11 protein-coding genes and 1 pseudogene are annotated in these 13,724 nt (G+C 65.9%); 5 read left to right on the top strand and 7 right to left on the bottom strand.

All coding sequences use genetic code 11. The annotated features are described in order from the left end of the window. The first annotated feature begins 124 nt into the window (after window positions 1-124). Complete coding sequence (locus tag CXQ91_RS12105; protein WP_104174171.1) at window positions 125-625, top strand: GNAT family N-acetyltransferase; 501 nt, start codon at window positions 125-127, stop codon at window positions 623-625. A 31-nt stretch (window positions 626-656) separates the two neighbouring features. Continuing rightward, window positions 657-1,994: an alpha/beta fold hydrolase gene (locus tag CXQ91_RS12100; protein ID WP_104174340.1), complete on the top strand. Its 1,338-nt coding sequence runs from the start codon at window positions 657-659 to the stop codon at window positions 1,992-1,994. On the opposite strand, the gene CXQ91_RS12095 is transcribed toward CXQ91_RS12100, so the two are convergent. From CXQ91_RS12095 to coaE, 4 genes are all read right to left on the bottom strand, one after another. Beyond that, a complete protein-coding gene (locus tag CXQ91_RS12095; protein ID WP_104174170.1) occupies window positions 1,980-3,443 on the bottom strand; it encodes an MFS transporter in 1,464 nt (487 codons plus the stop codon). The two genes, CXQ91_RS12100 and CXQ91_RS12095, sit on opposite strands and share 15 nt — an antisense overlap. A gap of 165 nt (window positions 3,444-3,608) precedes the next feature. After that, entirely contained in the window at window positions 3,609-4,637 is a 1,029-nt protein-coding gene (locus CXQ91_RS12090) for a TerC family protein (RefSeq protein ID WP_104174169.1), read from the bottom strand. 164 nt (window positions 4,638-4,801) lie between these two features. Continuing rightward, on the bottom strand, window positions 4,802-6,883 hold the full coding sequence (uvrB, locus tag CXQ91_RS12085) for an excinuclease ABC subunit UvrB (RefSeq protein WP_104174168.1): 2,082 nt from the start codon (window positions 6,881-6,883) through the stop codon (window positions 4,802-4,804). Window positions 6,884-6,923: 40 nt separating this feature from the next. After that, window positions 6,924-8,201 carry a dephospho-CoA kinase gene (coaE, locus tag CXQ91_RS12080; RefSeq protein ID WP_104174167.1) on the bottom strand — a complete coding sequence of 426 codons (1,278 nt, stop codon included), beginning with the start codon at window positions 8,199-8,201 and terminating at the stop codon, window positions 6,924-6,926. Between the two features lie 179 nt (window positions 8,202-8,380). Here coaE and CXQ91_RS12075 point away from each other — a divergent pair, with 179 nt between their 5' ends. Next, window positions 8,381-9,067 (top strand): YigZ family protein, encoded by a 687-nt coding sequence (locus CXQ91_RS12075; RefSeq protein ID WP_104174166.1) that lies wholly within the window; start codon window positions 8,381-8,383, stop codon window positions 9,065-9,067. Then, window positions 9,054-9,587, top strand: a complete 534-nt coding sequence (locus CXQ91_RS12070; RefSeq protein WP_104174165.1) for a GNAT family N-acetyltransferase — start codon at window positions 9,054-9,056, stop codon at window positions 9,585-9,587. Before CXQ91_RS12075 ends, CXQ91_RS12070 begins: the two co-directional genes overlap by 14 nt. A gap of 54 nt (window positions 9,588-9,641) precedes the next feature. On the opposite strand, the pseudogene CXQ91_RS12065 reads toward CXQ91_RS12070, so the two are convergent. Next, window positions 9,642-10,052, bottom strand: a pseudogene (locus CXQ91_RS12065) (GNAT family N-acetyltransferase); the annotation flags it as partial. Window positions 10,053-10,143: 91 nt separating this feature from the next. Here CXQ91_RS12065 and CXQ91_RS12060 point away from each other — a divergent pair. Then, on the top strand, window positions 10,144-10,572 hold the full coding sequence (locus tag CXQ91_RS12060) for a DUF1810 domain-containing protein (RefSeq protein ID WP_104174163.1): 429 nt from the start codon (window positions 10,144-10,146) through the stop codon (window positions 10,570-10,572). Between the two features lie 97 nt (window positions 10,573-10,669). Here CXQ91_RS12060 and rpsA read toward each other — a convergent pair whose 3' ends face one another. Both rpsA and CXQ91_RS12050 read right to left on the bottom strand, forming a co-directional pair. Beyond that, entirely contained in the window at window positions 10,670-12,145 is a 1,476-nt protein-coding gene (gene rpsA, locus CXQ91_RS12055; protein ID WP_011691911.1) for a 30S ribosomal protein S1, read from the bottom strand. Between the two features lie 218 nt (window positions 12,146-12,363). Then, the gene (locus CXQ91_RS12050) at window positions 12,364-13,650 is read right to left on the bottom strand and encodes a GNAT family N-acetyltransferase (protein ID WP_104174162.1); all 1,287 of its coding nucleotides are present in this window, start codon (window positions 13,648-13,650) and stop codon (window positions 12,364-12,366) included. Window positions 13,651-13,724: the final 74 nt, after the last annotated feature.

Raw genomic sequence — 13,724 nt, 5'->3', positions numbered from 1 at the left:
GTCGTTGTTCGGACACCGCCTGGATCCCACGGCGTCGAGCAGCAGGGCGGCGGAATTCAGTAGAGTGGACATCAAGCCCGAGTTTCAAGACACCCCTCCAGCAGGGAGAGATGAGAACCCAATCATGAGTGTAATCCGGCCAGCCACCGTAGATGACGTTCCCGTCATCCTGCAGATGATCCACGACCTGGCCATCTACGAAAAAGAACCCCACGCGGTCCGGAACACCCCGGAAATGCTGACGGACGTGCTGTTCGACGAGAACCCCAGGGTTTACGCCACGATGGCCGAAAACGCGGCGGGCGAGGTCCAGGGATTCGCCCTCTGGTTCCTCAACTACTCGACGTGGGAAGGTGTCCACGGCATCTACCTCGAGGATCTCTACGTGACTCCGGCGGCCCGCGGCGAAGGCCACGGCAAGGCCCTGCTGCAGCACCTGGCGGCCACCGCCGTCGAACGCGGTTATGCGCGCGTGGAGTGGAGCGTACTGGACTGGAACGAACCGTCCATCAATTTCTACAAGAGGCTGGGCGCATTCCCCATGGAGGAGTGGTCCACCTTCCGCCTGACCGGGGAAGCCCTGGAGGCCTTCGGCGCTGCCCGCGAGGCACACGCCCGTGGCTGACCTGCCCATGACCGGGCTCGCCGCCGTGGCAATGCTGGAGGCTACGGCCAGCCTTGCCAAGACCGTTCCGCACTCCATCAAGGCACGGCATGAGTACCGCGGGATGCGCACGGCCGAACACTATTTCGAGGTGCCCCTGGACCACTTCAATGGCGGCGCCGGGAAGATCACCGTGTTTGCGCGCGAGTACGTCTCCACGGACCACAGCGAGGAGGAAGCCACCCAGCTGCCTTGGCTGCTGTACCTGCAGGGAGGCCCCGGCGGACGGGGCAACCGGCTCGCCGCCCTCGGCGGCTGGACCAAAGCTGCCGCCAGGGACTTCCGCATCCTGATGCTTGACCAGCGCGGCACCGGGCTGTCCACTCCCATCGACCGCAACACGCTTCCCCTGCGGGGAACCGAGACGGAGCAGCTGGACTACCTGACGCATTTCCGGGCCGACTCGATCGTCGCGGACGCCGAGGCCATCAGGCATGCGCTGAGATCCGGTCCGTGGTCCATCTACGGGCAGAGCTATGGCGGCTTCTGCGCGCTCAGCTATCTTTCCTTCGCCCCGGAGGGCCTGCGTGAGGCACTCATCACCGGCGGGCTCGCGCCGCTGGACGGCCCCGCGGACAGGGTGTACCAGGCCACCTTCCGCCGGGTCGCCGCCCGCAACTCCGAATACTTCGCCTCCTATCCCGAGGACCGCGCCGCTGTCAGCCGGATTGCCCGGCACCTGCGCGAGACTGATGAGTACCTGCCCGACGGCGAGCGGCTCACCGTGGAGCGGTTCCAGATGGTGGGGTCGTTCCTGGGCGGCAACACCAGGGTGGACACACTGCACCATCTGCTGGAGGACGCCTTCGTGGAAACGCCCGGCGGCGAACGCCTGTCGGACGCGTTCCTGGAGCAGGTCCGCGGCATTGTCTCGCGTGCCGCCAACCCTCTGTATGCCCTCATGCACGAATCCATCTACGGCCAGGGCGGGGCGACCGACTGGGCAGCACAGCGGGTGCTTCAGGACTTCCCGGAGTTCAGCCCCGATGCCGCCGAGCCACTCCTGACCGGCGAGATGGTCTACCCCTGGTACTTCGAACAGGACGCAGCGCTCCGCCCGCTGCGGAACGTTGCCCGGCTCCTGGCCGGGAAGCCCGACTGGAAGCCCCTGTACGACCCGGAACGGCTGGCGTCGAACAGCGTGCCCGTGGCCGCTGCGGTGTACAGCGAGGACATCTACGTTGACCGGGATCTGTCCCTGGAAACGGCCTCGGCCGTGCGCGGGCTCCAGGTCTGGGAAACCTCGGACTTCCACCATGACGGGATCGCAGACGACGGTGAAGGCATCTTCTCGCGGTTGCTGGGAATGGTGCGCTCAGTCCGCCGCTGAGCGCCCTCCCGCCCCGCCGAACAACGTCGCCGTTCCGTCTCCTGCCCTGGTCGGCAGGAGGGCGATGACCGCCGCGGCAAGAACAACTACAGCTACCAGGCCGCCTGCCAGGTTGAGCCCCGGGTAACCGGCCCAACTGAGGATGAGGCCCGAGAAGGCGCCGCCCACCGCGCCGGCCGCACCCATCAGCATGTCCGAAACGCCCTGGACCATAACGCGGTCCTCCTGGCGCACGCTTTCGGCCAGGAGCGTGGATCCCGCGATGGTGGCGGCGGACCACCCGAGCCCCAGAAGCACCAGCCCCACGGTCACCGCGACGGTTGACCGCTGGCCGAAGCCCGCCACGGTCACCGCTGCTACCAGTATGGCGAATCCCAGGACAATGGTCTGCCTGCGTCCGGTCTTGTCCGTCAGCCACCCCATCACGGGTGAGAACGCGAACATCCCGGCAATATGCAGCGAGATGGTGAAGCCAATGATCACCAGGACGTCGCCGGCGGCGGTGTGACTGGCGTGGGCGGCGCTGCCGGGCCCGGCCACCAGTTCCTGCAGGTGCAGCGGCGTCACGGACATGACACCCACCATTACGGCGTGGGCGCCGACGACGGCGGCCAGCGCCAGGATGGCGGACGGTGAATGGCGGGCGGCCAGGAGTCCGCGGCGAAGGGCGCCGCCCCGCGAGGCTGGCGGCTGCTGCCCGCCCACACGGACCCCGGCGGCAGCGGCGCTCTCCGGTGCCGGATTGTCCGGGCGGCCCGGCCCCGCAACCCCGGCGGCGTCCGCCGCGAGCTGCCGCGCGAACAGCAGCGGGTCCGGGCGCAGCCCCGTCAGCAGCAGGGCGCAGGCCAGCACCAGTCCGACGGCGGAAATGACGAAGGGACCGGCAATGGGCGGCAGGCCGACGGCCTGGCCGACCACGGCGCCCGGTTGGATGAGGTTGGGTCCCGCCACTGCGCCGATAGTGATGGCCCACACGACGGCTGACAAGGCCCGTCCGCGGTGTTCATCATCGGCGAGGTCCACGGCAGCAAACCGCGCCTGCAGGCTGGATGCCGTGCCGATGCCCACACCGGCGGTCCCCAGGAGCAGCAGCACAAAGATCCCGGACACCACGGAACCCACGATCAGCACCACGCCGGCGAGGGCTGCGGCGAGACCGGTCACGAGGCCGGCCCGGCGGCCGCGGCGGTGCGCCAGCGAGGCCAGCGGCAGCGCCGAGAGGGCCGCGGCGAGAGTCATGACGGTGGCCACGGAGCCGGCCCAGGCGCTCGAGCCGGAAAGGTCCACTGCCAGCAGCGAGCCGATGGAAACGGTGGCCCCCGTACCGATTCCGCTGAGCAGCTGTGCCGAACCGAGGAGCACAACCGTTCGGCGCTGGACGGCATGGCGTTGCAGGGCGCGCCGCGGGACGTGGCGCACACCGGGCTCCGCCCCGGATGTGTTTGCCATCCTCAGAGCATAGCGCCGCGGGTGTCCGGGAAAACAGGGCTGCCGGATTGGTAAATGGACTCGTTTGGGGCCGCCTGGGCCGGGAAACCGCCTGATGAATGCAGACAACCCCGGCCAACGATGTGGCCGGGGTTGTCTGGAGCGTGCTTGAAGCGGTGGGGGTGCCTACTCCGCTTCGCTCATGCTCTTGCGTGAGTCCTCTTCGAGGCGGGCATCCACCTTCGCCTGGGCGGCTTTCGAGCTCAGCAGGCTGGCGATGACGGCGACGATGATGGTGCCCACAATGACAGCCAGGGACACGAACGTCGGGATCTCGGGAGCCCATTCGATGTGGTGGCCGCCGTTGATGAACGGAAGTTCGTTGACGTGCATCGCGTGGAGAACCAGCTTGACGCCAATGAACGCCAGGATGAAGGACAGTGCGTGCTTCAGGTAGATCAGGCGGTTCATCAGCCCACCCAGCAGGAAGTACAGCTGGCGCAGGCCCATGAGGGCGAAAAGGTTCGCGGTGAAGACAATGAACGGGCTCTGCGTCAGGCCGAAGATCGCCGGAATGGAGTCAACGGCGAAGAGCAGGTCGGTCAGGCCGATGGTGACGAAGACGATCAGCATCGGGGTGAAAACCTTCTTGCCGTCCACCATGGTGCGCAGCTTGCCGCCGTCAAACTTCTCCGACATCGGGATCACCTTGCGGAGCTTGGCGATCAGCGGGTTTTCCTTGTCCTCTTCGTCCTCGCCCTCGTCCTGGGCCTGCTTCCAGGCGGTCCAGAGCAGGAAGGCGCCGAAGATGTAGAAAACCCAGCTGAACTGCTCGATCACGATGGCGCCGAGCAGGATGAAGATGCCGCGCAGGATCAGCGCGATGATGATGCCCACCATCAGCACTTCCTGCTGATACTTACGGGGCACCGAGAAGCGCGCCATGATGATGATGAAGACAAACAGGTTGTCGATGCTGAGGCTGTATTCCGTCACCCAGCCGGCAACGAATTGCCCGCCGAACTCCGGGCCGGTGAAGGCGAACATCGCGCCGGCGAACACCAGGGCCAGAGTGACGTAGAACGCCACCCACAGGCCGGCTTCCTTCATGGAGGGTTCGTGGGGACGCCGGATAACCAGAAGAAGGTCGATGGCGAGGATCAGGCCGAGGACGACAAAGGAGCCGATCTCGAACCACACGGGCAAATCGAGCACAGGATGGCCTTTCGCAGGGTACGGAACAGTGTTGTAAGTCTCTCCGGCAAGCCTGTGCACTTTGTGCTGAATTGGCAGCCCGCTACGCCCGGCAGGGCATCAGTGCCGTGCGTGTTGACGATCGTAGCGCTTGGGATACTCCCCTACGTGACATCAACCTTACCCTAGGCGTGGCCCGCGGCCTGCATCTGGCGCAGTTCCTTCTTCAGGTCCCCCACTTCGTCGCGCAACCGGGCAGCCAGTTCAAACTGCAGTTCGCCGGCTGCGGCGTGCATTTGTTCGGTCAGCTGTTCGATGAGGCCCACGAGGTCCTCCGCCGGTGCGGCCGCAAGTCCGTCCGCCCGCACAGTGGACGCGCCCTTGCCCTTGCCGCGCGTCTTCCCCGCCGTGGCGAGCAGTTCGCGGGTGTCCGCGTCCTCCTTGGCCAGCTGGTCCGTGATGTCCGCAATCTTCTTCCGCAGGGGCTGCGGGTCGACACCGTTCTCCGTGTTGTACGCCACCTGAATTGCGCGGCGCCTGTTTGTTTCGTCGATGGCGTGCGCCATTGAGTCGGTGATGCGGTCCGCGTACATGTGAACCTGCCCGGAGACGTTACGGGCTGCGCGGCCGATGGTCTGGATCAGCGAAGTGGACGAACGGAGGAAGCCCTCCTTGTCCGCATCCAGGATGCTGACCAGGGACACCTCGGGCAGGTCGAGGCCTTCGCGGAGCAGGTTGATGCCCACCAGGACGTCGAAGGTGCCCATCCGCAGTTCACGGAGCAGTTCCACCCGGCGGAGGGTGTCCACGTCCGAGTGCAGGTACTCCACTTTGACGCCGTGGCCCAGCAAATAGTCGGTGAGGTCCTCGGCCATTCTCTTGGTGAGGGTGGTCACGAGGATGCGTTCGTTCTTCGCTGTCCGGGTGCGGATCTCGCCCAGCAGGTCATCGATCTGGCCCTTGGTGGGTTTGACCACGATCTCGGGATCGATCAGGCCGGTGGGACGGATGATCTGCTGCACGAAGCCGTCCGCCTTGCCCAGTTCGTACTTGCCGGGAGTGGCGGACAGGTAGACGGTCTGGCCCACGCGGTCAAGGAATTCGTCCCATTTGAGAGGTCGGTTATCCATGGCCGAGGGCAAGCGGAAGCCGAAGTCCACGAGATTCCGCTTGCGGGACATGTCGCCCTCGTACATGGCGCCGATCTGCGGCACGGTGACGTGGGATTCATCGATGACGAGCAGGAAGTCGTCGGGGAAGTAGTCGATAAGGCAGTGCGGAGCGGTTCCGCGGGCGCGGCCGTCAATGTGCGACGAGTAGTTTTCGATGCCGTTGCAGAAGCCCATCTGCTGCATCATCTCAAGGTCGTAGGTGGTGCGCATCCGGAGCCGCTGGGCTTCCACGAGTTTGTTCTGGCTTTCCAGCACCTGGAGCCGTTCGGCGAGTTCGTCCTCGATCCGCTTGATTGCCCGTGCCATCCGCTCGGGCCCGGCCACATAGTGCGAGGCGGGGAAGACGTACATTTCCTCTTCGTCCCGGATCACCTCGCCGGTCAGCGGGTGCAGGGTATGGATGTTCTCAATCTCATCCCCGAAAAATTCGATCCGGATGGCCAGTTCCTCATACATCGGGATGATTTCCACGGTATCGCCGCGGACCCGGAACGTGCCGCGGTGGAAGTCCATGTCGTTGCGCGCGTACTGCATGGCTACGAATTTCCGGAGCAGGTCGTCGCGGTTCATCTCCGCCCCCTTACGGAGCGTCACCATGCCGGCAATGTATTCCTCCGGTGTGCCCAGGCCGTAGATGCAGGACACCGTCGCAACGACGATGACGTCGCGACGGGTTAGCAGGGCGTTGGTGGCGGAGTGGCGGAGCCGTTCGACTTCCTCGTTGATGGAGGAGTCCTTCTCGATGAAGGTGTCCGTCTGCGCAACGTATGCCTCAGGCTGGTAGTAGTCGTAATACGACACGAAGTACTCCACCGCGTTGTTGGGCAGAAGTTCGCGGAACTCGTTGGCCAGCTGCGCGGCCAGGGTTTTGTTCTGCACCATCACCAGGGTGGGCCGCTGGATCTGTTCAATCAGCCAGGCGGTGGTGGCGCTTTTTCCTGTACCGGTGGCGCCGAGCAGGACCACGTCCTTTTCACCATTCTTGATCCGTTCAGTGAGATCAGCGATGGCGGCCGGCTGGTCGCCGGCCGGCTTGAACTCGCTGATGACCTCGAAGGGCGCCACGACACGGTTGATTTCCTGGGCAAGGCTCATGAATATAATCTACCGCCGGGCACTGACATCGTGGCCTCATTCAGCTTTGGGCGGTACCGGCGGCACTTTCGGCCGCGGCCCCGGCGGCAGTTCCAGCGGCACGGACTGCCGCATACGGCGGAGGGCGCCAGCCGGTGCGCTGTACCCATGCCTCCATCCGGACGGCGGCATATTCGGTGAACCACGCCTCCTTGTCCGCGGCGTAGCCCGCCGTCGACTTGTCCACGCTGTGGAGGGCGGCGACCCTGCGCTTCTCCGCGAGATAGTCTCTCCTCGTTGCCGCGTCATCGCGCAGCCAGTCCCGGAAGCACAGGGCAAACCGACACCCGGGCGATCCCGCGGGCCGGACGTGCAGGTTCACCGGCCGGCCGGGGTCGGCGTTCGCGTGCAGGCGCTTGGCCCAGTCGGCCGGGTCGGGGTGCGAGGGTTTCGGATTGTCCGCGAGCACACCGGGCCACAGCGGGAACCCGGCCGCGGCCAGCAGCGGCGCGATCCGGTCCGCCGTCGCCAGGTCCGCAACAATCAGTTGGAGGTCGATGATGTCCTTGGCGTCCAGTCCCGGAACGGCGGTGGATCCGATGTGGTCCACGGCAAGGATGCCTGCCGGGGCCGCCGCCTCGAGGCGGGCGGCCAGCCTGGCTGCCTGGGCCTCCCACGTCGGGTCGGCAGGGGCCAGCACGGGCCCGCCCTTGCGGGGTGCCGCCCGTTCATGGGTGATGTTATTCGCATACGGTGCCAGCCGGCGGCTCCACAGGGCGTCCACCGAGTCCCTCAGTTCCTGAACGGTGCCGGAGTTGTCCAGCACGACGTCCGCCGCGGCAAGGCGGACGTCCCTCGGGGCCTGCGCCGCCATCCTGGACAGGGCCTGCTCTTCGGTCATCTTCCGGTGCTGCACCATGCGCTGCACCCGCACATCGTCCGGGGCGTCCACCACCAGCACGAGGTGAAAACTGCTGCCCTGGCCTGTTTCCACCAGCAGTGGAATGTCCTGAACGACGACGGCGCCAACGGGGGCGGCGGCGATCACCGCCGCGGCCCGCTCCCGGACGAGGGGATGAACGATGCCGTTGAGGGCCGTGAGCCTGTCGGGGTCGCCGAACACCAGGGCGCCAAGCTTCGCCCGGTCGAGTCCGCCGTCGGCTCCCAGCATTTCCTCCCCGAAGGCCTCCACCACCTGCGCAAGGCCGGCGGTGCCCGGCTCCACCACTTCACGGGCGAGTGCGTCGGCATCGACCAGTACGGCCCCCAACTCCCGCAAACGCGATGCGACAACTGACTTCCCCGAGGCGATGCCGCCCGTCAACCCGATCTTCAGCACCCCACCAGACTAGTCCCCACCGCCCCCCTGACCTCGCTCCGCTCGCCCAGGGAACCCTGACGGCGTGGGCCCACCCACCGCCCCCTGACCTCGCTCCGCTCGCCCAGGGAACCCTGACGGCGTGGGCCCACCCACCGCCCCCTGACCTCGTGCGCCCATGCCCGGACTAGACTTGGGCGGTGCAAGAGCTAGAAAGCAGGGCCACTGCCTACACCACCCTTGCTGCCGGGTCGGACTTCCGCCACGAGCTGGAGGTCAAGCGGTCACGGTTCATCACCGTGATCCGGCGCACCGGGGACGAGGACGGCGCGAGGGCGCTGGTGGCCGGACTGCGCAAGGAATTCCACGATGCCCGGCACCACTGCTCAGCCTTCATCCTGGGTCCGGACCGTGACATCCAGCGTTCCAGCGACGATGGCGAACCGTCCGGAACCGCAGGTATCCCGATGCTGGAAGCCCTCATCCGGCGGGAGACGGCGCCCGGGGTGACGGACCTCAGCGATGTCAGCGCCGTCGTCGTCCGCTATTTCGGCGGGATCCTCCTCGGGGCCGGCGGACTGGTGCGTGCGTATTCGGAATCGGTGTCCTCCGCACTGGACCTCGCCCCGCTGGTCCGGCGCAGCCGGCTGCGGATCTGCTCCGTTGAGGTGCCGCATTCGGCGGCCGGCAGGCTGGAAAACGACCTCCGTGCAGCCGGCTACGTGATGGCGGAAACCGGTTACGGGGCGCTGAACGCCGTCCTCCGGATTGCCCTGGCGGACCAGGCAGATGAACTTGCCCGGGCAGCCGAACGGCTCGCCGCCATGACGGCCGGCAGCGCCGTCCTCGTGCCGGGGGAAACGGAGTGGATTGATGTCGCCTTCTGACCACGCCCTACCGGCGGGCCGCGTGCAGCTGCTCGACGTCACCGCCGGCATCCTCGAGAAGCTGATCGACGTCGCCCTCTCCGACGCAGCGCCCGACGACGTCACTCCCCCGCTGGGGGAAACTGACGGCTGGAACGCGGAACGGATCGGCTGGTTCCGCGACTATCACCGGGCCGCTGCTGCAGGATTGGACGGCCCGGCTGCCCAGAAGACGTGGGCGATCAGCTGCGACGGGCAGATTGCGGGATCCATCCGGCTGAGGCGTCCCGGAGCGGCCCCGTCGGAGGGCGGTCCGCTGGAGACCGGGCTGTGGCTCGGCCGCAGCTTCCGTGGCCAGGGAATCGGCCGGGAGGCTCTCACGCTTGTCCGGGCCGTGGCATTACGCGCCGGCGCGTCCATGCTGCAGGCCGAAACAACCGCCGAAAATGCGGCCGCCCAGGTGCTGCTGCGCTCAGCGGGAGCCGAACTGGCCGGAGACGGTGTGAGTTCACCGGTAACGGCGCGGATCAGCCTTCGCTGACACGAACGGGAGCGACATCGCTGGGTGGCAAGCATCACCGCAACTGTGGATCCCTCAGGGCGAATCCCGCAGCCGCGAGTAGACGTACATTTCTTTGCGTTCGCCGCCGACATCCTGCCAGCTCCGAAGCAAGCCCTCCCGGGCGAAGCCGCTCCGCTCCGCGGTTCGCCAGGACGCCTCGTTCCACGGTTCCACGTGCAGCTCCAGCCGGTGGATGCCAGGCTGCTGGAGGGCCCAGGCCGAAACGGCACCAAGGGCGCTGGACGCGGCACCCCTCCCCCGGTGGCCGGGCGCGATCCAGTAGCCGACGCTGGCCCGGCCGTGCTGGTGGTTCTTCAGCCACAACCCGATCTGGCCCACGGCCCTGCCGGACGCCGCGTCAGCGATCGCGAAAGAGTATCCGGATCCCTCGGACAGCCGCCGGTGCTGCCGCTCAATGAAGGCCAGTGCCGCGGATTCGGTTCCGCAGGCCGGGACCGTGGTGACGTGAAGGCCTCGTCAGGCGGCGGGGCCGGTGGTTGGATGGACATGTCCAGCTGAGACGTGGGGGAAGCCGATGGAAGATCCTTTCGACCTTGAGCGGTTCGTGGTGGCCCAGGAGGCCGGCCGGACATACCAGCAGGCCCTGGAGGAGCTTCGCAACGGGGAGAAGCAGTCCCATTGGATGTGGTTCGTCTTTCCCCAGGTCGCAGGCCTCGGCCAAAGCCCCACCTCCCGGAAATACGCCATCACGTCACTGGCGGAAGCGCAGGCCTACCTGCGGCACCCTCTACTCGGTCCGCGGCTGGTGGAGAGCGCCAACGCTGTTGCCGCCCACACCGGGCTCAGCGCAGTGCGGATATTCGGCGGGATCGACGCGCAGAAGCTGAGGTCATCCATGACGCTGTTCCTGCGCGCCGCTCCGGAGGAGCCCGCGTTCCAGGAAGTCCTTGACCGGTACTTCGACGGCAGCCCCGACCCAACGACCGACCGGCTGCTGGAGTGAACAAAAAAGGTGGCCGCCCCCTTTCGGGGACGGCCACCTTCAGCGTGCTAACTGCCTGGGTCCTTGGGGGAATGCACCCTCAGGGACAACTGGGCAATTAGTTGCCGGTCAGCTTCTCGCGCAGTGCTGCAAGAGCCTCGTCCGAAGCAAGCGTGCCTGCACCGGTCTCGGCTGCAGCCGGCTCGGAGGAGTAGCTGGTGGTGCCGGAATCGCTGTCACCGGACGTTGCAGCTGCAGCGTCGTCGGCAGCGTGCTGGGCAACCTGCTTCTTGTGTGCTTCCCAGCGGGTCTGGGCGTCAGCGTACTGCTGCTCCCAGGCTGCGCGCTGGTTCTCGTAGCCTTCAAGCCACTCGTTGGACTCCGGGTCGAAGCCCTCCGGGTACTTGTAGTTGCCCTCTTCGTCGTACTCAGCGGCCATGCCGTAGAGAGCCGGATCGAATTCGGTGCTGTCGGCGTCAACGCCCTCGTTAGCCTGCTTGAGGGAGAGGGAGATGCGGCGGCGCTCGAGGTCGATGTCGATGACCTTGACGAACAGCTCGTCACCAACGGAGACAACCTGCTCAGCCAGCTCCACGTGGCGGACTGCCAGCTCGGAGATGTGAACGAGGCCTTCAATGCCGTCTTCGACGCGTACGAACGCACCGAACGGAACGAGCTTGGTGACCTTACCCGGAACAACCTGCCCGAGGGCGTGGGTGCGGGCGAAGGTCTGCCACGGATCTTCCTGCGTAGCCTTGAGCGACAGGGAAACACGCTCACGGTCCAGGTCGACTTCGAGAACCTCGACGGTGACTTCCTGGCCAACTTCGACAACCTCGGACGGGTGGTCGATGTGCTTCCAGGACAGCTCGGAAACGTGAACCAGGCCGTCTACGCCGCCCAGGTCCACGAATGCACCGAAGTTGACGATGGAGGAAACAACGCCGGGACGAACCTGGCCCTTTTCCAGCTTGTTGAGGAACGTGGAGCGGACCTCGGACTGGGTCTGCTCGAGCCATGCACGACGGGACAGCACAACGTTGTTGCGGTTCTTGTCCAGCTCGATGATCTTGGCTTCGATCTGCTGACCGATGTACGGAGCAAGGTCGCGCACACGGCGCATCTCGACGAGGGATGCGGGCAGGAAGCCGCGCAGACCGATGTCGAGGATAAGACCACCCTTGACAACCTCGATGACGGTACCGGTAACGACACCGTCTTCTTCCTTGACCTTCTCGATGTCGCCCCAGGCGCGCTCGTACTGAGCGCGCTTCTTGGAGAGGATCAGGCGGCCTTCTTTGTCTTCCTTGGTGAGCACCAGGGCTTCGACCTGATCACCAACGGAGACGACGTCTCCGGGATCAACGTCGTGCTTGATGGACAGCTCGCGGGAGGGGATGACACCTTCGGTCTTGTAACCGATGTCGAGCAGAACTTCGTCGCGGTCGACCTTGACGACGGTACCTTCGACGAGGTCTCCGTCGTTGAAGTACTTGATGGTGGCGTCGACTGCTGCGAGGAAGTCCTCAGCGGTACCGATGTCGTTAATCGCGACTACGGGGGTACCGGGCTTCTCGGTGGAGGTGATGGTCATGTAGTAGGGGCTCCGTTGTGGATAGTTAGTCGGTCAGGCGGACCGCCGCACACCCGTATGGACGGGGGCGCGAGTGATGGCAGACCACATGGACCTGCCAGGTTCATCCTGATTTTGTGGATTCTAGATACGTGCACGTAGTACACGCCCGTTTATTCTAGTCGTACCCTCCAACGCCGGTCAAAGCGGCCGGCGCCGGACTGAGGGCCCGAAACGGCTCAGAAATGCGTCAGGCAGTGGGGCACGCGTTCGACGGCGAACATCAGGGCGGCGCGGAACGCAGCGTCCGGCGTGCGCTCGAGGATGCGTCCCGAGTCAACCAACGTCACCGGATGCACACCACCCAAGTACATCGAGGACAATGCCGCCACATCCAATTCAAGGTCCGCCGGGCTGGCCCCCGCGTCCGTGACCACCGCGGATCCTCCGCTCACGTCGAGGGCGAACGCGCCGTCCGTCAGGCCCAGCGAATCGGCAACTTTCAGCACAAGCCGTCCGTCGGCCGGGTAGTGGCGGGCTTCCAGGGCCTGCTTCACATCCAGGATCCGCAGCCAGAGCATGTCCCGGGCAGCCGAGGCCTCGACACAGCGGGCGTCCTCGAGCGCCCAGCTGAGCGCGTCGTCCACCGGGGCTTCCTCGCAGGAAACCTGTTCAACCAGGTCAATGGCCCCCAGGTACTGCCACAGTTCCAGGTACGCCGGACCCGTCGCCGCCACCAGGTCAAGCACTTCCATGGTGTAGGGCTTGCTGGACCAGCCGGAAAACTTATAGGAGACGTAGCCATCCACCCCGCCGTCGGGCCCGTAATGCAGCGCGACCTTCACCTTCGGGTCCTCGCCGCCGTCTCGGCTGATGGATCCCGAAATGAACTCCCGGTAGAACTCGTGGCGGTCGATTGACCCGGGCGTGAGGCGGTGCTTCCGGTCAAAAACCACCGGGGCCAAGTCCAGGAGGACTTTGGGGTCGGCCACTTCGACGCTTCCCACAGGAGTGTGGTTCAGCTTGAATCTTGTGGTGGTGTCCACTTTGATGGATTGCTCGGAGGTGGCCACGCCAAATCCGAACCGACCGTAGATCGACGCCTCGGAGGCCGTGAGTGCGGCCATGGCCAGGCCGTCCTGGCGGGCCTGCGCCAGGTCTTCGACCATCATGCGGCGCAGCAGCCCGCGGCGGCGGTGGGAAGTCCGGACGGTCACCGCGGTCACCAGCCGGGTGGGCAGCAGCCTGCCTGAGCCGATGTTCAGGGTCTTGACCAAGGTTCCGAAGGTGGCGACAGGTACGTCGGCACCCAACGAATGGCCCGCGACAGATCCCGTTTGGTAGACGCCGGTCATCACGCGCCTGTCGGCGCGCTGCATCTCGATGCCTTTGTCCACCCGCTCATCGGTGCGGCGGGCATCGTGGAAGCCGAAGGCCACGGCCCGCATCCATGCAACCGACTGCGGGTACGCCGGATCGTCTTTGGCTGCCGGCTCAAACCGCCGGATTTCATAGTCCGCACTCAAATTAGGCACAGTACCGAGCCTAGCCAATCCTGCCGCCGGTCCGGTACCCGGCACGCCGCTGGCGCGCCGGTACC

The organism is Arthrobacter sp. Y81, assembly GCF_002929335.1.
Taxonomy (GTDB): domain Bacteria; phylum Actinomycetota; class Actinomycetes; order Actinomycetales; family Micrococcaceae; genus Arthrobacter.
Note: the sequence above shows the minus strand (reverse complement) of the source record. Positions and strands in the feature narration are given on the sequence as shown.